Here is a 24,610-nt window from a genome sequence, read left to right as displayed (position 1 = left end):
TCATGGTCGAACAACACCAACAAGAACTAAAGAAACAGCTTTGGAATATCGCCAATACCCTTCGTGGCAATATGTCTGCCGATGACTTTCGTGATTACATCCTTGGCCTAATCTTCTACAAATACCTTTCAGATAAGCTAAATCGCTACGCTAATGAATTGCTTTCAGAAGATGGTATTCAGTTCGCGCAAATCGATGAGAAGAGCGAAAAAGGCAAAGAGTACCTAGAGGCAGTCCAAGAAGAGGCGCTAGACAAACTCGGTTACTTCTTTAAGCCATCAGAGTTGTTTCATGTGGTTGCTGAAGCTGGTGCTAATGGTGAGTTCATTCTTGATGATGTACGTGATGTCTTGAACGATATCGAGCAAAGCACCATGGGTGCAGACAGCGCAGATGACTTTAACGGCCTGTTTGATGAGCTCGACCTAACATCAAACAAGCTAGGTAAAACGCCAGATGCTCGTAACAAACTAATTGCTAAAGTACTTGAGCACCTAGATAACATCGATTTCCACTTAGAAAACAGTGAGATTGATATTCTTGGTGATGCATACGAGTATCTAATTGGTATGTTCGCCAGTGGTGCGGGCAAAAAAGCTGGTGAATTCTATACGCCGCAAATGGTTTCTAAGCTCCTCGCTAAGCTTGTAACGCTTGATAACCCAAATCTAAAGTCTGTTTATGATCCAACGTGTGGTTCTGGCTCATTGCTATTACGTGTAGCGAAAGAAGCCAATAACCCAGACTTAAAGTTCTATGGGCAAGAGCAGAACCCGAGTACTTATAACTTAGCTCGTATGAACATGATCATGCATGATGTTCACTACAATCGCTTCGACATTCAGAATGACGACACGTTAGAAGCTCCAGCGCATATCGAGCAACGTTTCAGCGCGGTAGTAGCTAACCCTCCGTTTTCAGCAACTTGGTCGTCAAACCCTCTGCATCTGAATAATGAGCGGTTTTCTGATTACGGCAAGCTCGCTCCTAAAGGCAAGGCTGATTTTGCCTTTGTACAGCATATGGTCCATCAGTTAGAAGATAACGGTACTATGGCAGTGGTACTTCCTCATGGTGTGCTGTTCCGTGGAGCCGCTGAAGGGCATATTCGCCAGCACCTTATTAAAGAGAAAAATTATCTTGATATGGTTATTGGGTTACCCGCGAATATCTTTTTTGGTGCTGCAATAGCTACCTGCATACTTGTACTAAAGAAGAATCGTAAAACTGATGACAATGTATTATTTATTGATGCTAGCCAGTACTTTGAAAAAGTAACTAATGGTAATGCAATGGGCGATGCAGATTTGCAACGAATTTTAGATGCAGTCATCAAGCGAGAAAGTATTGATAAATTTGCATATATCGCCACTCAGAAGGATATGTCTGATAATGATTACAATCTCAACATACCACGTTATGTCGATACCTTTGAAGAAGAGGAATTAGTAGACTTAGCTGCCGTATCGAAGCTATTAGTAGAAAATGATGACGCTGTTTTCGAGACGGACAGAATCATTGCAGCCTATTGTAAAGAGCTGAATATTAAAGCACCTTTTGAGGTGAAACCATGAATCAGAGTGTGCCTTCTTTGAGATTTCCTGAGTTTAATGACGAATGGAAGGTATCACCGTTGTGTGAGGTTTTTGATAGAGTCAAAGAAAAAAATAGTTCACTAAACACAAATGTACTTACTATCTCCGGGCAAGATGGATTAGTAAGTCAAAATAAGTATTTCACTAAGTCCGTTGCATCTAAAGATACCTCGGGATATTACCTACTTAGCCGAGGGGACTTTGCTTATAACAAAAGCTATTCGAAAGGCTATCCTATGGGAGCTATAAAACGATTAAAGTTTAGTGACTCTGGCGTTGTATCCCCACTATACATTTGCTTTAGGACCAATAGTGACTTCGATGGCTATTCTGAGTTCTTTGAACATCAATTTGAAAGTGGTCGGTTAAATAAGAGCATATATCGTATTGCTCAAGAAGGTGCACGTAACCACGGCTTATTAAATGTAAGTGTGAATGAGTTCTTCATAGATGTAGGTATTTCTTACCCATGTAATCTTGAACAGAATAAAATAGCTGATTTCTTTAATGTCATTGACATCAAAATTAGTCACCTAATCGCAAAGCATCGTCTGCTCAAAGAATACAAAAAAGGCGTTATGCAGCAGATTTTTAGCCAGCAGATCCGCTTTAAAGATGAAAATGGAGTTGCGTTTCCTGATTGGAAGGAGCATGCATTAAAAGAAATATTACTTTTACAGTCAGATTCTTTAAGCATGGACGATGAAGAAACCTATGAGCTTATAACGGTTAAGCGTGGGTTTGGTGGTGTCAAAAGTCGCGGACACTTCAAAGGTAAAGATGTACTTGTGAAGAACCAATTTACTATTCATGAAAATGAGTTCGTCATTTCGAAACGACAAATTGTACATGGTGCTTGTGGGCTAGTGCCTTCAGAACTTGACGGCGCTATTGTTTCAAATGAATACAATGTATTCCGTCCAGTTGAAGATCTTCTAGATATCGACTACTTCAATCGATTCACTACAACTCCTTTTATGCGCAGATCGTTCTTCATAAATAGTGATGGTGTCCATATTGAAAAGCTGCTTTTCAAAACTCAAGGTTGGTTGAAAACTAGAGTTCATCTTCCTTGTTTGGAAGAGCAACAAAAAATCACACAATTCCTTAAAGCTATCGATATCAAAATCGAAGGTGTTGCAGAGCAGATAGAACACACTAAGCAGTTCAAAAAAGGCTTACTTCAGCAGATGTTTGTGTAATTTTGTAATGTATAGCTCTATTTGTTAGGGCTATACATGAAAGCACTCAAGGAAATTAAATCGTCACATGGCTTATCAATCAGAACAACAATTAGAAGATAACTTAATTGCTCAGCTTGGCACTAAAGGCTTTGAGGTCATTGCGCTTAAAGACAATGCTGCGCTTGAAGTGAACCTAAAGACTCAACTTGAGAAAGTGAATGAATGTACGCTTTCGGATACTGAGTTTCGTCAGGTATTGGGTAAGCTAGAGAAAGGTAATATCTTCACCAAAGCGAAGACATTGCGCGATCAGCTTGATGTCACCTTGGATGATGGCGACACTCGACATCTAACCTTGTTGTTTGATGATGCTAGTAAAAACAAGTTTCAGGTTGCCCAACAAATCACAGTGAAGGGTATCTATACCAACCGATATGATGTGACGGTATTGGTAAATGGTCTTCCTTTAGTACAGATCGAACTCAAGCGACGTGGTATTGAGTTAAAAGAAGCCTTCAATCAAGTCAAACGCTATCAAAAGCACTCTTATCATGCCAACCACGGTCTGTTCAATTATATTCAACTGTTCGTGATTTCTAATGGGGTTAATACTCAGTATTTCTCTAATAATAGCGAGATGTCCGCTAAGCAAACTTTTGATTGGACGGATTTTGATAATAAGAAAATTAGTCAACTTTCGAGCTTTGCTAGTGCTTTCCTAACAACATCGCATTTAACAGCGATGCTGACTAAGTACATTGTCTTGAACGAGACAGGAAAGCTCTTAATGGTGCTGCGTCCGTATCAGTTCTATGCGGTAGAAGAGATTATTAAGCAAGTCAAAACCACAGACTTGAACGGTTACATATGGCACACTACGGGTTCTGGTAAAACGCTGACATCTTTTAAAGCGGCGCAGATTATGACTTCATTAAGTGAAGTCGATAAAGTCGTTTTTGTTGTTGACCGTAAAGACCTCGATTACCAAACAGCGTTAGAGTTTAATGCCTTTGCCAAAGGTTGTGTCGATAGCACAGACAATACCAACATGCTGTTTCACCAGCTAATCGATAAGCCAATCAAAGGCAAAAAGATTAACGAAAATCGCAACAACAAACTTGTCGTCACTACGCTGCAAAAACTCAATAATGTGGTGACTAAAAAGCGCTACCTAAGTGAGATGGAAGCACTGAGAGATAAACGTATTATCTTTATCTTCGATGAGTGCCACCGAAGCCAGTTTGGTGATACACACCAGAATATTACTCAGTTCTTCCAAGGTGCTCAGTTGTTTGGTTTTACGGGAACGCCAATCTTTGCTAAAAACGCAGTGGCTAAAAAGTCCATAAAGAAAACCACAAAAGACCTTTTTGGCGAATGTTTACACCCTTATGTGATCGTTGATGCTATTCGTGACAATAACGTTCTGAAGTTTGCCATCGAGTATGTGGGGCGCTATCAATACAAAGATGGCTCGAACAACAATCTTGATATTGAAGTTGAAGATATCGACACCAAAGAGCTTTTAAGCTCTCCTGCGCGTCTTGATAAGATTACCGACTACATTATTGCTCATCACCGAAGAAAGACGCACAGTCGCGATTACAATGCGATGTTCTGTGTATCTGGTGTACCAGAGCTGATCCAGTACTACGAGTTGCTTGCTAAGAAGAAAGCGGAAGGTAAACACAACCTAAAAGTCGCGACCATTTTTAGCTATGAAGCCAATGAAGAGGAAGAGTACGAGTTAGGTAATGGTGATGCGGTAGAGATTCAAGAAGTCGCAGCGAAGTATTTGAATGACAGCGACACAGTAAAATTGCACAGTCGAGATAAGCTTGAGTCTTTCATAGGCGATTACAACAAGATGTTCGGCACAAGCTATACAACCAAAGATAACGAGTCTTTCTATAACTACTACAAGAACATCTCTAAACGAGTGAAAGCCAAAGAGATCGATATTCTTTTAGTGGTCAACATGTTCCTGACTGGCTTTGATGCTCCAAGGCTAAATACCCTGTATGTCGATAAGAGCCTGAAACACCACGGGTTGATTCAAGCCTTTTCGCGCACTAATCGCCTGCTGGATGAAACCAAGTCTCACGGTAATGTGGTATGTTTCCGCAATCTCAAAACTGCGGCTGATGACGCTTTCAAAATGTTCTCCAATAAGCAGCCGACCGAAGTGATTGAAATGCCATCATTCGATGATCTGCTGGTCGATTTTGATAAGGCATATGCCGCACTCATTTCGATCACGCCAACGGTAGATTCAGTCGATAACTTGCCAGATGAAGAGGCACAAGCGTGGTTTGTCAGACAGTTCCGCGAACTGATGCGTTTAAAAAACATGCTTGGTAACTTTGCTGACTTCGACATGGATGCCACCGAGATGAGCGAGCAAGAGTTTCAGGACTTCACCAGTAAATACGCTGACTTGAATCGCCAGTTGCGTGAGAACTCGACTAAAGAGAAAGTTTCGATATTGGATGATGTCGACTTTGAACTTGAGCTGATGCACCGAGATGAAGTGAATGTCGGTTATATCCTTCACTTACTGCGAGAGCTACACGAAGAGGAAAGTACGGAAGAGAAGGCCCGTAAACGTCAGGTTATCGCCAACCTAATCGGGTCAGATCCAACGCTGCTTAGTAAAAAGGCTCTTATCGAGAAGTTCATGAATGATCACCTCGAAGGTATCCCGGCACACGCCGATGTTGAAGAAGAGTTTGAATTCTTTTGGGAGAGAGAAAAGCGTGAAGCTCTAGAAAAACTTGCCAATGAAGAACAGCTCGACAAAAACAAGTTGGAGATATTAGTAAACCGTTATGAGCTTAGCGAAGAGATGCCACTACGTGATGATTTCGCAGGAACACTGCAAACAAAGCCTACGATACTGCAACGTAAGAAGATTGTCGGTCGGTTGACAGAGAAGTTTAAAGGGTTTGTCGATACGTTTATTGGTGGTTTTTTAGAATGAGTGAAACTGTAAAGGAACTCTTTGAGTCAGTTAGTAGCAATGTAAATAGCCGGATCACAAGTCCATTTTTCGGGGCTTTTATTGTGTCATGGGGCATTTTTAACTGGGATAAATTAGCTCTGCTACTTTTTGGGCGTCAAAGTGTTGATAGTCGTGTCTCCGTTTTCAAAAACTCCGTTGAATGGCTTTCTATTGGACATAACAATGTGTGGGATACATTGTGGTGGCCATTAATTCTATCTTGCTCCTATCTACTTATTTCTCCTTACTTACATCTAACTATTCAGCAAATCCAAAAACATAGTGAAAAACTAAGATATGGTCACAAAGTAGACCAAGATGTTGATAAAGAATTAGATCGTGGTCGATTAGTGAAAGCTACAGCAAAGGCCAACTTACAAGATAAGGTCGCGGAAGATGAAGTACGAGCTGAGATTGAAAACTCAGTTGCCAGAACTAAAATGCTACAAGAGCAAGCAGCCGCCTCTGAAGCTAGAAAGAAACTAATTGAAGAGAAGTACCTTGAGGCGCAAGAAAAAACTAAGGAGTTGAGACTCAACAACGAAGCTTTGGCACGTAACGAAGCTAAAAAAGCGCAAGAAGCAAAGAAAGCTGCGTTTGCTTTTGAGATAAGCAAAGCTGAACATGAAAACGAACTACGTACTTTACGACTCCCACTTGCATATCAATTCATGAATACTCTTTCGGATAGCTTGAATGATGATGAAAAGCGATACTCGTTATTCCATTTGTCAGAAATCATCGCTGCAACCTTCGGCTACAAAGATTTTTACCAATTGATAAACGATGAGTCATTTACAGCTAAGAACCTAAAAAAGATAAAGTACCTCTCGTACAACTCGGAAACTTTATTTGATTGTTTGAATAATGTAATCAAATCAGAAAATGAAGAAGACTATGATTCAACTTGGTTGTTCGAACATATCCAAATGACGTTGGATCAGTATTCATTGCAGCTCCAAGACTTAGACAGTGTGGCTGAAGAAGCGATTGAGGAACTTTGGGATACTGTATACACAGAAATGATAGAGGCTGATGCCGTTAACTCAGAGATGGCGATGACCAACGCACATTTTGACGAAGTTAATGACCTACATAAAGAATCGCATCGGTGGGTATCTGGAGATGGCCTATACATTAAATACTCGTGCACTCTGTCTGGCGAGAGTGATCCCGATAAAGTGTTTTATGGGGATAGCATCTACGTTGACTTTGAAGTAAAGCTACCGCTTGTCATTGGTGAATCGGGGCTTGGAGAGTACGAGATGTATGATGTTAAAGCTCGGGGAAAAGACTATTCAGATGAAAGTGACTGGGAACACTTAAATTTAGGTAATAAACCTGCTGAAGCCAGTACTGAGTTTTAGTTGACTTTCAAAAGGCGTCACGATGACGCCTTTACCCCTTACTCTTTGAAGCAAGGAAGCCCCTGACTAGCACGCCAATCTTTCACTATTTTTACTATCCCTTCAGGCGTATCTTCACCTGGATTCTCTGGGTAATAAATTAAGTCAGTTCCATCAGGGTGCTCGGTTATTTCCTCAAAAACATCTAGCAGTTCGTCAAGAACATCATCTGAATCTGATGCATTTTCTTTAAAAATATCTTTAACAAAGAGCAAGAACTCTGCTTCGGTATAGTCCGTTATGCTTTTTTTACTCACTTCATACCTCTATGAATATCAATATGATTTTTGGGAGTGGTCACTTTTAAATTGTCTAAGTCGTAAACCTTGCCGCCATTTTGTACTTCATCTATATGGTGTAGCTCAAAAGAATTTCTCTTTCCTACTTTATCTCGACTTCTTGTTTTAGGTGCTTTCCCCAACCCAATCCGAATCTGGTTTTGTGCATTAAACTGTCCTTTTAAAAAGCTGTCTTGAGACACCTCCAACCAGAATGCCTGTCGGAACGCATCAAAGCTGCTGAACTCTCTTCCTCTGAGTTTATCAGCGATTTGGGAGGGTATTGGAGCACCTAAGTCTTTACCCGCATCAGCTAACCAAATGCCAAAGATATCTTCGCCCTTACCGGTAACGACTCCGGGCTTATCCCTCGGGCTTTCTTTGTAAACCACATAGAGCGGAGCAATACCTGAGCTTTCAGGGAATACCAAGATCGCATCACGCCAGTCTTTCTCTTCAGGCGCAGGCGTAACGGTGACGTTCGCATCGCCATCCGAGTGGATTGGCGTGACGAGTATATCGTCTTTTTCAAAGCCATCACTATGATCGGGGGTAGTTTGCCAACTTGCTTCACCGTTTTCTTCTGGTGTCCAATAGATGGTTGGCCCGTTCTCCTCAATCGCAACGGACAGCTGGCTATTATTTCCCTGTTTCACGTATTTGATAGGGATGCGCGTGTCGTCTACATGATAGCCCTGCACGTGCGGGTAAAACTCCCCATTTCGGGGTTCGGTAATGTGGACACGAACGCGGCTTTGCGCCGTGGTCACTTGGCGCAAATCTTGGTCTGTGTATTGGGTGTTATCGCCAAACAAGCTTTGCTGCATGGCAAACAAAGCGCCAATGCCTTCTACTTGCCAGCGGTAGCCCTCAACGATTTTGTCTTTCAATGTGCCGGCCAGTTTATCCAACTGCATCGCTGCGGTTTGGGTTTGCTGCGTTTGCTCTGGTGAGCCGGCGACAGCTGCGGAACTTCCCATGGCCATTTGTGCTTGTGTTGCTTGAATGGCGGGTATGACAGCTGCTGGGGTCGCATTCGCTTGCGCAAAGAAGAATGACCAAGGGCCGAAGTTACTGATTGACTCTTGTTGGTCACCAATTTCAATACACCCTTCTGGCCTGGTGCAGGATTTAGCGAACACGAGCGAGCTTGTGGCGTCTTTTAAGTTAAGGATGGCGACATCACCTTCGACGAAATCGGCAGCGTTGATGGCTCGATACGTGGTTAGCCAAAGTAGTGCATCGCTGTGCTGATAATGACTGTTGCGGATGTTGTTGTAGGTTTGCGGGCGCAGTGGCGGAAAGGTGTTCTTTTTGTCTGGTGCTTGTTGTTGCAGTACTTCAGCAACAACAATTTCATCACCAATTGTGAGTGATAGAGGGTCGGCCTCAAACACTGGGTTAAGCGAGAGCAAGGCTTTAGCACCCATACCATACCGTTCAGCTATGCTCTGCCAGCTTTCCCCTGCAACTACGATGTGCGTTGCTGCGGTTTGTTCTGCTTCCGTCTCATCGTTGTTATCTTCTACGCGTGCTTCTTCCGGCTGTTTAGCTGCATCAAACAGTGCAGGAATATCCAACTTTATCCCGTTTTCACTCAGCCAATCTTCACTGAGGTTATCGAGCTCTTCTCGTGTGATTTGGCGCTCAAGGTAAACGATGTATTGGTTCTCAAGGACTTGGTTGGCCAACTTCCAATACACCAATATAGCGCTTTGGTCTTTGGTAAAACCACGCTCATCATTGAGCTTGTCTTGTGTCGATCGCGTAGCGTAAAACGCCCATTTTTTTTGTCCGAGAATTTTGTACTCTTGGACCAGTTCACCATCATTAAAGTGGTAGTAATAGCCCTCTGTCGGCAAGCCTAGGCGTTCGCCCAATCGCACAGCCGGAACGACAGGTATAAAACCTTCCTCTGTTTTATGGCTGCCGGCTTTTTGTAGTGTGATTGATTCCAATGGTGTCAGCCCGAGATTGTCGTCAGCGATGTGGACATTTAAACGCTTTGGCTCATCAAACATACATAACGCTGTGTAGCGGGTACCTTGCTCGGTATTGGCTTGCTCCCAGCGGGTTACCGCGTTCTCTTTTTCAGTTTTCGCTAAAGCAAAGTCACTGTGCACCATTTTCTTTATGGTGGCATCCGAGCAGCCAACTTCGAAGCTGTACTCGAATTCCTTGGTGATTTCCTCTTCACTTTCGGTTGCTATTGGCTGCGGCGTGTAAGCTCGTTCGAGTGTCGCGGTCTCTACAATACGTGTGCTGTACCCTCCCGTTGCTCTGGGGATTTTAGTCTTTGCTAACAACTCCTTAGTCGCATCATCCGAAAATGCAGAGATAACCTCAGAGTTTAGGCGCCATGTTTTAGGACCAATTGGGTCGTTGTAACTCAGAAGTGCGGGAATTTGAGGTGTATCACTCACGAGTACGAGCTTACCCTCGTGGAGGTGTTGTTTTAGCTGATCAAAGGTAAGATGAGCAGGAATGGCAGAGGCGATATCTGCTTCCGCGAGGTTGTGGAAGTTGCCCTCTATCAACCCGAATTCATGGGACATTACTTCCGACAGTGGGAGAACTTTGTATGACACGATTTAACCCAAGTTAAGCCAATAATGCCTCTACTTCGCAAAAATCACGCCATTTGCATTAGTCACTAAAAACAATGGGTTACATATACAGTGCTATTAGGTTGTTCAAAATATTGTCGAATTTTCTAATTTATTGGAAATCTAGCCAACTTATTGCGGAGACTTCGAAAGGTAGGTGGGAATTTTGAATAGTATGCCTAAAGGTTATGCATACTAATTATAATTGCTTTAAAATCAGTATCATATGAATAATATTATGAAAATTATAGTTCTAATCTTAAATCAGCGTTTTCACTTCGGTCGCCCAAGCTTGCAGCCCAAGTGACTTTTTTGGTGACTTCAGGGCGTTCTTCTCGCCATAAAAAATCGAGCTCTGTTTTTAGGCGATTGTAGCCTTCACGGGTAATTAAATTGGTTTTCATTAGAAGTAAATCATCCGTTATTGGATTCTGCCAATCATATTAGCCTTGATTTTGTCTGACTGTAAATTGTTGTGATGAGGAGAAAAATAATGCGAAACATCGAAATAATTCATCAAAACCGTGGCTAAGATAAAAAGAGTAACAATTTGAACAAGCACGTTTGAAAAAACAGTGATACATTTTTGACTATAGATGCCTCTGAAAGGATGTTTCAATGCAGGAAAATCATAAAATATTAGTGGTTGATGACGATGCTCGTTTGCGTGCTCTGTTGGAGCGTTACCTTTCTGAGCAAGGTTTTCAAGTGAGAAGTGTCGCTAACGGCGAGCAGATGGACCGTCTTCTGACCCGTGAAAACTTCCACCTTATGGTGTTGGATTTAATGTTGCCGGGCGAAGATGGCTTATCGATTTGTCGTCGTCTACGTCATGCCAACAACATGCTACCTATTCTGATGCTGACAGCGAAAGGCGATGAAGTCGATCGTATCGTTGGCCTTGAAGTGGGTGCAGACGATTACCTACCAAAACCGTTCAACCCGCGTGAACTGCTGGCTCGTATTAAAGCAGTACTTCGCCGCCAAACGGTTGAACTACCAGGTGCGCCAAGCACGGAAGAGAAAGTGGTTGAATTCGGTGACTTCCGTCTGAACCTAGGTACGCGTGAAATGTTCCGTGGTGACGAAGCGATGCCACTGACGTCGGGTGAATTCGCAGTGCTGAAAGCGCTAGTGACCAACGCTCGTGAGCCGATGTCGCGTGATAAGCTGATGAACATGGCTCGTGGTCGTGAATACTCAGCGATGGAACGTTCTATCGACGTTCAAATCTCACGTCTACGCCGCATGCTAGAAGACGATCCAAGCAAGCCACGCTACATCCAAACGGTATGGGGCTTGGGTTACGTGTTCGTCCCAGACGGCAAAGAAGCGTAATACCTTCTAAGGCCTGCCGATAATACTCGGCTGCTCATATTCCACCCTCAAGCCTCCTTCCTGTTTGAGGGCTGGAAACTCGCAATTAATGTTGTTCACTAGGAACAGTCCATTAGGGATCCTCCATGCGAATCCGAAGTTCATTTACACAATCCATTCTGCTGTTCATCTCTTTGCTTCTCGCTAGCCAAGTCTTTTCTTACTACGCCGTTTTTAACTACGCGTTGATGCCAAGTTTGCAGCAGTTCAACAAAATTCTCGCCCACGAATTGAATCTGGTTCTCGATGAAGATGGCCTACTCAAGGCTGACGCGCCGCTGCGCCACCAACTGCTGGAAAACTTGGGTGTGACGGTACACAGCGTCGATAGCGAGATGATGAATGAGTTCAATCATGCGATGTCGATTGATTTGATGTCAGAAGAGATGACTCAAGAGCTCGGCTCACCAACAGAAGTACGTTTGCTGCTTGGCAGTGAAAGCTACATTCTGTGGATGCGCATCGATCAGTTGCCTAACTCCATCATCCGTATTCCGCTTTCTGAACTGCAAGAAGAAGACTTTGCTCCGCTGTTCCGTAACAGCTTGATCATGGCGCTTCTGATCATTGCTGGTGGTTGGTTGTTTATCCGTTTGCAAAACCGTCCTTTGATTGCGCTAGAAAAAGCCGCGAAAGGAGTAGGTCGAGGCGAAATTCCACCGCCGTTGCCGGAGAAAGGTGCTTCAGAAATCCGCTCTGTAACTCGCGCATTCAACCAGATGTCGAAAGGTATTCAAGAACTGGAAGAAGATCGTGCGCTACTAATGGCAGGCATCAGTCACGACTTGCGTACGCCACTGACGCGTATTCGCCTCGCGACAGAAATGATGTCACCTGAAGACAGTTACCTAGCCGAAGGCATCATCAGTGATACCGAAGAGTGTAACGAGATCATCAGCCAGTTTATGGACTACCTCAAGCCAGTAAATAAAGAGTCGTTTGAGCAGGTGGACATCAATACTATCACTAGCGATGTCGCAACGTCGGAAGGGGGTTATGAAGTCGAAATTGAAACGGACCTCAACCCAACGATGCCAACCGCAAAAGGCAGCCCAATCGCGATCAAACGTGCGGTGAGTAACCTTGTGGTCAATGCTCTGCGTTATGGTAATGGTTGGGTGAAAATCAGTACGGGCGTCACCGCCGACAAACAGTTGGTGTGGGTGTGCGTTGAAGACAACGGCCCGGGCATCGAGCAGTCGCAAATCGCCAAGCTGTTTGAACCTTTTACTCGTGGTGATACGGCGCGAGGCAGTGAAGGGACCGGTTTGGGCTTAGCCATTGTGAAGCGTATCGTTAGCCAACACTCTGGTTCGGTTGTGGTACGTAACCGCAGTGAAGGTGGCTTAATCGCGCAAATCAGTTTCCCAACCAAGTAAGCGTTCTTCGCTCAATCGATCCCAATAAAAAAGCCCAACCAAAGTTTGGTTGGGCTTTCCGATCATCCTAGTGCAAGGTTAGGATTCTTTTACCTCTTGAGCAACCAGCTCGTCTTCCTCTTCCAACTTCTCTGGAAGCAGTAGGTTCAGTACGATAGCGGTGATGCCGCCTGCAGCCACGCCGGTTGAGAAAATGCTCTTAATAAACTCAGGCATGAATTGCAGAATTTCTGGTTTTTGTGCAATGCCCAAACCCATCGAGAATGACAGCGCCATAATCAGGATTGCGCGGCGATCGAGGTCGACACGAGAGATGATGCGTACGCCCGCTGCGGCAATGGTACCGAACATCACGATAGTTGCGCCGCCCAGCACTGGCTCAGGAATCAGCTGAACAAAGCTTGCCACACCTGGGAAAAGACCCAGAATCACCAGCATGCCTGAGATGAAGTAACCTACGTAACGGCTTGCTACGCCAGTGAGCATGATGATGCCGTTGTTTTGGCTGAAGGTAGAGTTCGGGAAGCTGTTGAATACTGCTGCAATCGCTGAGTTCAGACCGTCAGCCAATACGCCACCTTTGATGCGCTTCATGTAAACCGGACCTTTCACTGGCTCACCGGAAACTTCAGACGTTGCGGTAATGTCACCAATTGCTTCTAGTGCCGTAATGAAGAAAATCAGAACCAGTGGAATAAACAACGACCAGTCGAAGCTCAAGCCGTATTGCATTGGGATCGGCAGTGCGATGAGGTCAGTTTCACCCAGTGTTGAGGTGTCGACCATGCCCATGAAGTACGCCATGACGTAGCCAACCAACATTGCAATCACGATAGAAGCTACGCGCAGGTACGGGTTTTTGGAGCGGTTAAGAATTACGATCAAGCCAAGTACTGTACCAGCGAGAGCTAACTTGTCTAAGCTACCGAAAGAGCCGTCGCTCATTGCCGCGTAGCCACCGCCCATTGATACTAAGCCCACTTGGATAAGCGTCAGGCCGATAAGCGTCACGACAATGCCAGATACCAATGGTGTAATGATGCGGCGTGCGTGCTCTAGGACGCGAGATAGCAGGATTTCAGCAAAAGACGCGACCAAGATAGTACCGAAAATCGCTGCCATCATGGTGCTAAGATCAGCGCCGCCTGCCTTAAGAGAAAGACCAGCACCAATAATTGGACCAAGGAAATTAAAGCTGGTGCCTTGCACTGAAAGCAAGCCAGAGCCTATAGGGCCAAAGGTACGAATTTGAATAAAGGAAGACACGCCAGATGCAAACAGTGACATGCTGATGATGGTGTTGGTTTGGTCAGCAGGTACACCCAAAGACTGACAAATGATCAGAGAAGGGGTAATAACGGCTACGAACATCGCCAATAAGTGCTGAAGTGCAGCAAAAATGGTCTGAGGTAGTGGTGGACGATCGTTTAACTGATAGACCAGTTCCGAAGTTCGGTTTGAAGTTGTCATGTTTGTCTCGCTAGTCGCAATAATTCTTGCCCCAGAGCTCGCTGAATGGGAGTGCTGGGTGGAGTTGACGTTATGACCTGTGATTGCTGTTAATCAGTGTCAACTCAGGTTGGTTTGATGTGACAAGGTGCACACCATAAATTTTGAGCGCGATTATAGAGGGATTTATTCAAAAAGCAAACGTTTGCTTTGAGCTAGAAAGAAAAGGCGATAACGGAATGGTTATCGCCTTTGAGGTTTTACTTTGGGAGGTTAGTTTTTTAAGTGCTTATCGAAGAAGCCCAACACATGAGCGTAATATTTAGCTCGGTGTTCATCTTTGTAAAAGCCATGTCCTTCATCGTCTAACACAAAAGATTCGTATGGATAGTTGAGCTTGTTGAGTGCTTTAGCCATTGCCTCATAATGTTCAATCGGCGCACGTTGATCTTTTCCCCCATGTACGAGAAGAATAGAAGCTTTTAACTTGTCTGCATTATGAGTTGGAGACATGGCTTTCCAGACTTTAGGGTCGGTTCCCAGTACTTCTTTCAAAAAGCTTAATCCCATGCGGCTATCGGGCACATCACCTTCGGTGAACATCAACTCAAGGTCATAAACACCGGCACTGCCCACGGCGCACTGAAACAACTCAGGTGCAAGGGTGGCTGATTGCAATGCACTGTATCCACCAAAGCTTCCGCCAGAAATACAGATGCGTTCTTTATCTGCGATGCCTTCTGCGACAATGTGTTTGGTGGCGTCGATGATGTCATATTGAATGTTCGTTCCCCATTTACGATAGCCAGCCTCTTCAAACTGCTTACCGAAACCACCACTGCCACGGAAGTTTACTTGCATCACAGCATAACCATTGTTCGCGAGAAACTGATTCTCCTCGGTAAAACGCCACCAATCTCGTGGACCATGAGGACCGCCATGCGGATTGACGATCAGAGGGAGGTTTTTTGCTTCAGTATTTGGTGGCAATGTCAGATAACCTGAGATGGTTTTCCCGTCTCGACTGGTGAACTCAAAAGGCTTCACTTCAGCCATTTTCTCTGGGTCTAACCACTCTCGTGCCGAGAACAGATAACGAATTTCTTTTGGCTCGGTGGTAAATAAGTAGTAATCCCCAGGGTTTCTATCGTTAAAGGCCATAATGACGTAAGCATCACCAGCTTCAGTTTCACTGACTAGGCGAACTTGATGACCAGGTAGAGAAGTTAGGATTTGCTTTAAGTATTCGCTGCGTTTGTTTTTTGGATCAACAAAGGCATAAGTAGGGTAATCACTTTCAAACTCGACGGCGTAAAGCTGTTTTGAGTCTGGATCTAACCAATACTCCTTCGGATCGACGGTATCATCCGAGGCAACTTTTGTACTTTTACCGGTTTTTAAGTTGAGGTGATGGATTGCTCTTGGCTCTCCTGACTGACTTATCGCGGCATAAACGGAATCTTGATTCTCTGCAAAAGAGATAGGATAGAATTCTTCGAAGTTTTTTAAAGCTGCCAATTTATCGGAGCTTTTCCATTGATCGTTGACGCGATAATAAAGCTCGACTTTGTTATTGCTATTCAAGCCTGAAACAAAGCGAACTTCACCATCATGGTCGGTGAGAAACTGACTAAACGGGATGGGTGCTGTCGTTATCTTTGAGCGTCTACCGGTGTATACGTTGACGCGGTACACCTCTCTTGGCGCTTCCAAGTTGAAACTGTATTCACCGAAAGGAAGAGCAGAAACTAAGATATGGCGGTCGTCTTCAGGCAGAATATCTAAGACATCACCGTAAGCTCTCACGATAGAAGATGCTCGTACTAGGCGGCTAGTTTGAGGAGGGTTATAACCAAATATGTAAGCGTATTTGTTTCCATCCACATTGGCCGAGACGAGTTCGCCATAGTAGCGAGGAGCGGTAGACCAACTCTTTAAGTATTCTTTGGATGCGACAACACGTTCATTATTGACCCAGTAATAATCACCCACTTGCTCGTTACCTGAGAAGCGCAGCACACTGCTCGGCTGCATGGTTTTACTGTCGAGTATAACCAAAGCATCTTTACCATCGATGCTGGACTCAAAGGCTAAGTGCTTGCCATCTGGTGATATTTTGGGATTAAAGTAAGCCGAACTTTTGGCAAAAAGCTCTGCCGACTGAAGAATCGCGCTCTGTTTATCTTGCGCTGCTATGGGGGCGGAGTGTACAGAGCCAACTAATGCTGCTGTGACCGCAAGCAAGGTACGTTTTTTCATGCATCTATCCTTGATGACATTGTGTATTTATGACGTTTTTTATATCCGCTTGGAGTATTAACTTTATGTAGAGTTTACTTGCTCTAACCTGTCGTAATTATTGAATAAAGTCGAGTTGGCTTTTATTAAATGAGATATTCACTGGTGCAATGAATGTATGCGAAACCAACCTTACAGAACAGTGTCTGTAAGGAGGTTTATTGATGGAGCGAGGCTAGGTGAGAAAAGAAGCGCTTACGCCTTAGAGTAAATGTCACGCTCACCTAACCAACGGTCAATAATTGCTGTCGCATTCGTCGGGTAGTTGTCATGAATGTAACGCGCGATGCGTTGAACTTCCGGAATTAAGCGCTGATCTCGCACTAAGTCGGCAATTTTAAAATCTGCCAAGCCAGTTTGTTTGGTACCAAGAAGCTCACCCGGTCCACGAATCTCTAAGTCTTTCTGTGCAATCACGAAGCCGTCGTTGCTTTCACGTAATACGCCTAAACGTTTTTGGGCGGTTTTTGATAGTGGTGAGTGATATAGCAACACACAATGGCTCGCCACTGAACCTCGACCAACACGACCTCTCAACTGGTGCAACTGAGCTAAACCTAAACGCTCTGGGTTCTCGATGATCATCAAACTGGAATTGGGCACGTCCACGCCCACTTCAATCACCGTCGTTGCGACCAGCAAATGCAGCTTGTTGTCTTTGAAATCTTGCATCACCGCCTGTTTCTCTGCGGGCTTCATTCGTCCATGTACGAGACCAATTTTTACGTCAGGCAGTTTACGTTGCAGCTCTTCTGCAGTATCGGCGGCGGCTTGAGCCTCCAAGACTTCAGACTCATCAATTAAGGTACATACCCAATAAGCTTGTTTGCCTTCGTTTAAGCAGGCATTGCGCACTCGTTCGACGATATCATCGCGTTTGGTGTCTGGAATTGCGACCGTCTGGATTGGTGTTCGACCTGGCGGTAATTCATCAATCACCGACGTTTCTAAGTCAGCATAAGCTGTCATGGCTAACGTTCGCGGAATCGGCGTTGCTGTCATGATGAGCTGATGTGGATAAGCGCCTTGTTTTGCACCTTTTTCACGCAACTCTAAGCGCTGGTGGACACCAAAGCGGTGCTGTTCATCAATAATGACCAAAGCAAGATGATGGAACTCAACATGTTCTTGGAAGAGGGCGTGAGTGCCCACGACCATTTGCGCTTCACCACTGGCAATGCGCGCCAATTCGGCTTCTTTGGCTTTACCTTTTAATTTGCCTGCAAGCCAACCGACCTGAATGTCCATTTTCTCAAACCAATTAGCGAAGTTAATCGCGTGCTGTTCGGCGAGCAGTTCGGTCGGTGCCATTAAAGCGACTTGATAGCCGTGTTCAATGGCTCTGACGGCTGCAAGCGCAGCAACTAGAGTTTTCCCCGAGCCTACGTCACCTTGAACAAGGCGCATCATTGGGTGATTTTTTTCCAAATCGGCTTCAATTTCTTTGACGACTCTTGCTTGAGCATTGGTCGGTGAGAAAGGTAATTGAGCCAGTAACTGCTTTTTCAGTGAGTCACACGACGCCAAAGGTAATGCAACGTCTTGTTGTCCTTTGCTGCGCACTGCCAACATTGAGAGGTTCTGTGCCAGTAACTCTTCCATGATCAACCGAATTTGAGCAGGGTGTTTACCTTCATCAAATTCATCCAAATTAATGGTTGGAGGCGGTCGATGAATCGTATGCAGCGCTTGCGACATGGTGATTTGGTGATTGTACAAACCAGAAGGTAGCAACTCTTGTACAGCGGCTTTATCGAGGAGTGTTAAGGCTTGTTCCGTCAGGTTACGTAAAGTGATTTGGCGTAACCCATCGGTGGTTGGATAAACGGGGGTTAAGCTCTGTTCCACATCCGGCTTTTGCTCACTTACATAAAACTTGTAGTCAGGGTGAACAATCTCTAAGCCCATACCGCCACGCTTAATTTCGCCGTAAGCGTGTACTAACTTACCATTCGAGAAATTATTCTTCATCGCGGCAGTAAAGTTAAAAAAGCGTAAGGTAATGGTGCCATTGCCGTCGCTGATTTTTACCGTCAGCATTTTGCGTTTGCCGAAAGTAGTATCGACAGCCATGACTTTGCCCTGTACCGCCGCCCAGAGCCCTGCATGCAATTTGGCGATTGGGTAAATGCGAGTGCGATCTTCGTAACGAAGAGGAAGATGAAACAGTAGATCTTGAACGCTATGCAAGCCAACTTTGGCTAGTTTCTCTGCGACTTTGGCGCCAACTCCAGACAGAGAGGTTAAAGGAACAGCAGATAACATTTGGGCAGACATAGTGGGCTCAAGAAAATAGTTAACATAGCAGTATGTTAACCACTAAGCTGTGTTTTTGTACAGGATTAAGTTAGAGAAAGGGGTACGGGAACGCTTCGCTCTAGGAATCGAGGGTAAGGATACGAGAGAGAACGCGGAAACAAACTTAACCAGTGAGGCGAGAAAGAGCCATATCGATTGGTGATATGAGGTTATCTCGAAGCAAAGCATTCTCGCCTTTCGAGTCTATTTATTTCTTCTGCATCTCTTTCCACCATGATTCCTCAGCCACGATTTGGCCTTCGTCATCAAGTTGTGGATATTCTAGCCCTTTGCGCTTCGCTACCTTTGCTAAGACAGGATGACCACGCTCAAACAGAATGCGGTTGATGGTCTCTTTTGGTAGCGCGCTTTCCTCACGCTCGTACATGCCAGCGGCTTCACGCTGACGCTGCGCTTCATAAAGAATCACAGCACTGGCTACTGAGACATTCAAAGACTGAACCATACCGATCATTGGAATAATGATGTCTTGGTCTGCGAGTTTCTTCGCTTGCTCTGAAGCGCCAATTTTTTCGCTACCAAGAATGATCGCCGTTGGCTTGGTGTAGTCGATTTCACGAAAGTCGACCGCGGTGTCCGAAAGGTTAGTGACCAGAACTTGCATGCCTTGCGCTTTGAGCTCAGTAATCGCAGTTTCAATCGAATCGTGAGTATCCACTTCAACCCAGTTGCGTGCCCCTGCTGAGGTGTGGGTCAGTGTGCGCATTTTATCGGGCCAAATCGCATGAACTTTGTGTAAGCCGGTTGCGTCAGCGGTACGGATCACTGCAGAAACGTTGTTCGGCTTATGAACTTCTTCAAGGCACAGAGTGAGGTCGGTTTGGCGTGCTTTTAACACCTGATGGATGCGGTTGTAACGTTCTAAATTCATAATAAATAGGGATATAAAAAAATCGCCACCCAGAGTGTGGGTGGCGATAGAGTTTAGTTCTTTCTTCGTCTGACTCGAGTCGCCTGTGGCATGGTCTTAATCTTACGCATGATGCCAGCAAGGTGGACACGATCTTTGGTGGTTAGCAGAACGGTAACGGTGTACAAGCGACCGTCGCGTTCTTCGGTTGAAAGACCGTGAATGTTCGAACCGGTTTTTGAAATCACATTGGTCAATTCCGCTAGCGCACCTTGGTTGTTGAGCATATCGACTTTCAGTTCAGCAATGAACTCTTTGTCGTACTCTTCAGACCAAGCGACTGCCATGTATTTGTCTGGTTCTTTCTGGTATCCGCGAACGTTTGGACACGTTTCACGGTGAACCACAAGACCACGACCTGGTGAGACGTGGGCAATGATGTGGTCATCCGGAATAGGGTGACAACAGTTTGCGAAAGTCAGTAGCAGACCTTCTGCACCACGGATTGGCAGTTTCTTGTTAGATTCGTTTGGAATCGAGCTTGTGGTGGTCAATTCATCAGTGTCACCTAATAAGCGACGTGCGATGACGATACTCATCAATTCACCCAAACCAATGGCTGCTAGCAGATCATCGACGCTTTCTAGGCGCAGATCAGTCAGCACTTCTTGGATGTTTTCTGGGTAGATTGAATCAATCGAATGACGACCCAAAGCGTGATTCAGTAGACGACGACCCAAGGTAATCGACTCTTCACGACGCATGGTCTTCAACACTTGACGAATCTTAGTGCGAGCGCGAGAAGTCACGACATAGTTTAACCAAGCCGCGTTTGGACGAGCGCCAGGTGCACTGATGATTTCTACTGTTTGACCGTTCTTCAGTGCCTTACTTAGTGGGTAAGGGTTGCGGTCAACACGAGCACCAACACACGAGTTACCGACATCAGTATGTACGGCATAGGCAAAGTCGACAGCTGTTGCGCCTAATGGCAATTCAACGATACGACCTTTTGGTGTGAAGACGTAAATCTCATCTGGGAAAAGATCCGATTTTACGTTTTCAATGAATTCGAATGAGTTACCAGCGCTTTGTTGCAGCTCAAGCAGGCTTTGCATCCAACGCTGAGCTTTCACTTGCGCTGTTGTGCCAGACTTGTCGCCCTTGTCTTTGTATGACCAGTGCGCAGCGACACCTTTGTCCGCCATTTGATCCATATCTTCGGTACGGATCTGAACTTCAACTGGCACGCCATGTGGGCCAACCATAGAAGTATGTAGCGATTGGTAGCCGTTCGCTTTTGGTACCGCAATGTAATCTTTCATACGACCAGGACGCGGCTTATACAAGCTGTGTACTTGGCCTAGAACGCGATAACAAGTATCGGCAGTATCAACAACCACTCGGAAAGCGTAAATGTCCATGATGGTGTGGAAACGCTGTTCTTTGGTTTTCATCTTGTTATAGATGGAGAACAGGTTTTTTTCACGACCTAACACGCGCGCATTCAAGCCAACATCTTCCAGTCGACCTTCAATTTCGCTGTGAATACGTTGGATCATCTCTTTACGATTACCACGTGCCGCTCTTACCACTTCTTTTAGAACGCGGTAGCGGTTCGGGTAAAGCGCTTCGAAGCCAAGCTCCTCAAGTTCCGTTTTGATATTGTGAATACCAAGACGGTGAGCCAGTGGCGCATATATTTCCAGTGTTTCGCGAGCAATACGGCGTTTTTTGTCGGGGCGCAGGGCTCCTAACGTGCGCATGTTGTGCGTACGGTCAGCCAGTTTGATCAGGATAACGCGGATGTCTTGCACCATCGCCAGAACCATCTTACGGAAGTTCTCGGCTTGCGCCTCTTTCCTATCGCGGAATTTGAGTTTGTCCAGTTTAGATACACCATCAACCAGCTCAGCGACGGTATTGCCGAATTTCTCTTCGAGATCTTCTTTTGTAACGTCACAGTCTTCGATGACGTCATGCAGCAAAGCAGCTTGGAGGGTTTCGATATCGAGGCGCATTTCGGCCAAGATTCGAGCCACAGCGACTGGGTGGATGATGTATGGTTCACCGCTTGAGCGGGTTTGCCCTTCATGGGCATCTCTTGCTACCACATAAGATTGACGCAGAGCCTCAATTTGAGGCTCTGTTAGGTATTCTTGGGCAACGTCTTTGAGGCTATCGAATAGATACAAATTATAGGCCCGGGAGGTTGTTGAATTCTAAAGTCAGAATTAACGGTTGTGAGCGATGCTGCTTACTGCCGCTAGCTCTGCCGCTTCTTGCTCTTGCTGTTCTTGACGTTCACGAGCGTCTAGAACTTCTTTAGTAATTAAACCTTCTTCGATTTCGCGTAGAGCGATAACCGTTGGCTTATCGTTCTCTTCTGGCACTAGTGCATCTTTACCGCCAGTTTGCATTTGACGAGCGCGGCGAGCCGCAATCAGTACTAGGTCGAAACGGTTGCCAACTTTTTCAACAGCGTCTTGAACAGTTACGCGTGCCATGAGGACTCCAAATAGTTAACTAAATTTTGAATGACGAGAAAGTATACAGTCTCAGCGTAATATTTACTAGCGATAAGACGTGCAACAACAATGACTTTCTATATAAGCAATATAAGCTTCCTTACCGTAATAAAGAAGCGAAAATTTGTGTTTCTGCGCAGAATTACTCTGCTAGAAGTGCGTCAAGCATACCTTTATATTTAGCAGCTTGCTTTTCTTCCTTCAATCTTTCCGCACGTAGGATGGCTTTAAAGTCCATCAATGCTGTATCGAAATCGTCGTTTACGATCACATAATCGTACTCGTTGTAGTGCGAGATTTCTGACTTTGCTTCTGCCATGCGTTTTGCGATAACGTCATCGCTGTCTTGACCACGAGTGGTTAGGCGGCGCTCAAGTTCGCCATTTGATGGCGGCAAGATAAAGATGCTTTTCGCTTCTGACATTTGCTCGCGGATTTGACGCGCGCCTTGCCAGTCGATGTCTAGGAAAACGTCGATGCCTTTGTTTAGCGTTTCTTCAATCCATACACGTGACGTGCCGTAGTAGTTACCAAACACTTCCGCGTATTCTAGGAAGTCGCCTTGTGCAATCAGAGCTTCGAACTCTTCTTTTGCGACGAAATGGTAGTGGATACCGTTTTCTTCGCCAGGGCGCATGCCACGAGTAGTATGAGACACAGACACTTTCATTGCGTATGTTGGGTTACGTTCCAACATTGCTGAGATCAAGCTAGATTTACCTGCGCCGCTAGGTGCAGATACGATATAGAGAGTACCTTTGCCCATTGTACTGTTCCACTTTTGGTTGGATTGAGTTAATGCCGAAAAGAAGTCTCGACCTTGTAGTTATGCCAATGATGCTTATCAGCGAGATTGGTATAACGATAGCACTGACGTTGATGATTTCTCCACCAAACCACTCAGGATTGGTGATAAACCCGCCAGAAAAATGGAGGCGAAGAGTATCATGAACTCCCTGTGGTTGCTAGCCGATCTTTTTGATCTTTGACGTGTGGGATGACTTCTCCCTCTATATATAGAGGCGAAAAAAGGGGAAGCTTTCACTTCCCCAGGCGTGCGACTGACTCACACTTAATCTTCGGAGCAACTTTAGCGTTGCACGTTACTGCTTTTCAGGGACTAGCCTTGTGACTCCAAGAAGTTTATCCAAGGGCTAGCTACTGCTTTCATGTCAGGTGATTGTGCTGCACTCTTCATTGCTTTAAGTGCATTACTTGGCTGGTTGAGCTCAAAATAAGCCATGCCTCGAATGTAGTTCAGTTCACCTTTATCATCGCGTTTGGCGTCTGGAGCTGCATTCTTCGCAAACTTGGTTGCTGCAGAGTACTGCTTATCCAAGATCATCAAACGAGCAATCTTGATCTGCATTTTGGCTTTTGGTGCTAATTGGTAAGCCGCTACATAGGTCTCAATCGACTTATCCAGTTCCTGAGCCTGTTGCCAGAAAGACGCTAGCTTCTCTAAGTTTTCAGCATTACGCGCAACATGACCTTCTTCCATCGACGTTTGCATTGTTTTAGCCGCACGGAAAGGTACACCTTGATAAGCTTGGAAGTTCACTAAACGTAGATACTCTTTCTCTCCTTCCAAGAGACCCATTTTATGAGCCATTTCTAAGGTTGAAAGGGCGTTACGCTCTTGTTTGAGTTCCATGTAAATACCAGACAGTTGTGTCCAGTAACGCTTATTTTGCGGGTACTTCGTAGTCAAGATTTTTAGCACGCCAGCAACACTTTTGAATTGCTTTAATTCATAGTGAGCAGACATCAACAGTTGATACCAAGATTCACTAGGATTCTTCGTCATAGCAATTGCCTTTTTGGTTGGCGGAATTGCGTTGCGGTAATCTTCTAGTTGAATGTAAGCACTTGCCAATGTGATGTAAGCATGTGCTTGAGGTTTTTCCTCTGTTGTTTCAGCAATCTTGAACCACTCGTTCATTGTATTAACGGATTGCTTAAATTTGCCTTCTGCTAGATAAAGCTGTGCAAGGCTATAACGAACCTGTTGAGCTACGGGTACTGGTAAAGCATCTAACTTGAGTGCTTCAGCAAAGTATTTCGCTGCTTTTGGGTAATCGTCCTTTAAAGAATACAGAAAGCCCATCTGTTGCAGTAACACGGCGCGGTCGTATTTCTTTTTCTTGGTACTTCCCAAGGCAGAGTTCAGTTTAGAGATTGCATCCGAGTATTTTTCAGTTGCAATCAGTTCCTGGACTTTGTTCACGGTTCGGAATGTTCTGTCAGACAACTCAGGAGTATTGGCAAAAGCAGGCGCGCCATACGCGCCTGAGATAAACACCAGAGAAGCCAACAACTTAGTATATGCTTTCATATTGC

Annotated in this window: 16 protein-coding genes and 1 pseudogene; 6 read left to right on the top strand and 11 right to left on the bottom strand. The window is 45.0% G+C overall.

Annotated elements, in window-relative coordinates; all coding sequences use genetic code 11:
* Positions 1 to 2: 2 nt before the first annotated feature.
* The 4 genes from KJB05_RS17280 to KJB05_RS17265 all read left to right on the top strand — a co-directional run bounded on the left by KJB05_RS17280 (position 3) and on the right by KJB05_RS17265 (position 7,147).
* A complete protein-coding gene (locus tag KJB05_RS17280; RefSeq protein WP_208445580.1) occupies positions 3 to 1,574 on the top strand; it encodes a type I restriction-modification system subunit M in 1,572 nt (523 codons plus the stop codon).
* On the top strand, positions 1,571 to 2,797 hold the full coding sequence (locus tag KJB05_RS17275; protein ID WP_208445579.1) for a restriction endonuclease subunit S: 1,227 nt from the start codon (positions 1,571 to 1,573) through the stop codon (positions 2,795 to 2,797). Before KJB05_RS17280 ends, KJB05_RS17275 begins: the two co-directional genes overlap by 4 nt.
* A gap of 67 nt (positions 2,798 to 2,864) precedes the next feature.
* Positions 2,865 to 5,759, top strand: coding sequence for a type I restriction endonuclease subunit R (locus KJB05_RS17270; protein ID WP_208445578.1), 2,895 nt, complete (start codon positions 2,865 to 2,867; stop codon positions 5,757 to 5,759).
* Positions 5,756 to 7,147, top strand: coding sequence for a hypothetical protein (locus KJB05_RS17265; RefSeq protein WP_208445577.1), 1,392 nt, complete (start codon positions 5,756 to 5,758; stop codon positions 7,145 to 7,147). Before KJB05_RS17270 ends, KJB05_RS17265 begins: the two co-directional genes overlap by 4 nt.
* A 38-nt stretch (positions 7,148 to 7,185) precedes the next feature.
* Here the strand turns inward: KJB05_RS17265 and KJB05_RS17260 are convergent, their stop codons facing one another.
* The 3 genes and pseudogenes from KJB05_RS17260 to KJB05_RS17250 form a co-directional block, all read right to left on the bottom strand.
* Complete coding sequence (locus tag KJB05_RS17260; protein ID WP_208445576.1) at positions 7,186 to 7,443, bottom strand: bacteriocin immunity protein; 258 nt, start codon at positions 7,441 to 7,443, stop codon at positions 7,186 to 7,188.
* Complete coding sequence (locus KJB05_RS17255; RefSeq protein ID WP_208445585.1) at positions 7,440 to 10,019, bottom strand: S-type pyocin domain-containing protein; 2,580 nt, start codon at positions 10,017 to 10,019, stop codon at positions 7,440 to 7,442. Before KJB05_RS17255 ends, KJB05_RS17260 begins: the two co-directional genes overlap by 4 nt.
* Before the next feature lie 314 nt (positions 10,020 to 10,333).
* Positions 10,334 to 10,474, bottom strand: a pseudogene (locus KJB05_RS17250) (transcription elongation factor GreB); the annotation flags it as partial.
* Between the two features lie 214 nt (positions 10,475 to 10,688).
* Between KJB05_RS17250 and ompR the strand changes: the two are divergent.
* Both ompR and envZ read left to right on the top strand, forming a co-directional pair.
* Positions 10,689 to 11,408, top strand: a complete 720-nt coding sequence (gene ompR, locus KJB05_RS17245) for a two-component system response regulator OmpR (protein ID WP_005430151.1) — start codon at positions 10,689 to 10,691, stop codon at positions 11,406 to 11,408.
* 125 nt (positions 11,409 to 11,533) lie between these two features.
* Positions 11,534 to 12,826: a two-component system sensor histidine kinase EnvZ gene (envZ, locus tag KJB05_RS17240; RefSeq protein ID WP_045368237.1), complete on the top strand. Its 1,293-nt coding sequence runs from the start codon at positions 11,534 to 11,536 to the stop codon at positions 12,824 to 12,826.
* A gap of 78 nt (positions 12,827 to 12,904) precedes the next feature.
* Here envZ and KJB05_RS17235 read toward each other — a convergent pair whose 3' ends face one another.
* The 8 genes from KJB05_RS17235 to KJB05_RS17200 all read right to left on the bottom strand — a co-directional run bounded on the left by KJB05_RS17235 (position 12,905) and on the right by KJB05_RS17200 (position 24,605).
* A complete protein-coding gene (locus KJB05_RS17235) occupies positions 12,905 to 14,296 on the bottom strand; it encodes a uracil-xanthine permease family protein (protein ID WP_039985618.1) in 1,392 nt (463 codons plus the stop codon).
* A gap of 252 nt (positions 14,297 to 14,548) precedes the next feature.
* Positions 14,549 to 16,534, bottom strand: coding sequence for a S9 family peptidase (locus KJB05_RS17230; protein ID WP_208445575.1), 1,986 nt, complete (start codon positions 16,532 to 16,534; stop codon positions 14,549 to 14,551).
* Between the two features lie 234 nt (positions 16,535 to 16,768).
* Positions 16,769 to 18,850 (bottom strand): ATP-dependent DNA helicase RecG, encoded by a 2,082-nt coding sequence (recG, locus tag KJB05_RS17225; RefSeq protein ID WP_208445574.1) that lies wholly within the window; start codon positions 18,848 to 18,850, stop codon positions 16,769 to 16,771.
* Positions 18,851 to 19,079: 229 nt separating this feature from the next.
* On the bottom strand, positions 19,080 to 19,763 hold the full coding sequence (gene trmH / locus KJB05_RS17220; protein WP_208445573.1) for a tRNA (guanosine(18)-2'-O)-methyltransferase TrmH: 684 nt from the start codon (positions 19,761 to 19,763) through the stop codon (positions 19,080 to 19,082).
* 53 nt (positions 19,764 to 19,816) lie between these two features.
* Positions 19,817 to 21,937: a bifunctional GTP diphosphokinase/guanosine-3',5'-bis pyrophosphate 3'-pyrophosphohydrolase gene (gene spoT, locus KJB05_RS17215; protein WP_005434453.1), complete on the bottom strand. Its 2,121-nt coding sequence runs from the start codon at positions 21,935 to 21,937 to the stop codon at positions 19,817 to 19,819.
* 39 nt (positions 21,938 to 21,976) lie between these two features.
* The gene (gene rpoZ, locus KJB05_RS17210) at positions 21,977 to 22,249 is read right to left on the bottom strand and encodes a DNA-directed RNA polymerase subunit omega (RefSeq protein WP_005379346.1); all 273 of its coding nucleotides are present in this window, start codon (positions 22,247 to 22,249) and stop codon (positions 21,977 to 21,979) included.
* A 163-nt stretch (positions 22,250 to 22,412) separates the two neighbouring features.
* Positions 22,413 to 23,036 (bottom strand): guanylate kinase, encoded by a 624-nt coding sequence (gene gmk, locus KJB05_RS17205; RefSeq protein WP_009707953.1) that lies wholly within the window; start codon positions 23,034 to 23,036, stop codon positions 22,413 to 22,415.
* A 354-nt stretch (positions 23,037 to 23,390) separates the two neighbouring features.
* Positions 23,391 to 24,605 carry a hypothetical protein gene (locus KJB05_RS17200; RefSeq protein ID WP_208445572.1) on the bottom strand — a complete coding sequence of 405 codons (1,215 nt, stop codon included), beginning with the start codon at positions 24,603 to 24,605 and terminating at the stop codon, positions 23,391 to 23,393.
* Between the last annotated feature and the right edge of the window lie 5 nt (positions 24,606 to 24,610).

Origin of the sequence: Vibrio sp. B1ASS3 (assembly GCF_905175355.1) — a bacterium.
Lineage (GTDB): Bacteria > Pseudomonadota > Gammaproteobacteria > Enterobacterales > Vibrionaceae > Vibrio > Vibrio owensii.
Note: the sequence above shows the minus strand (reverse complement) of the source record. Positions and strands in the feature narration are given on the sequence as shown.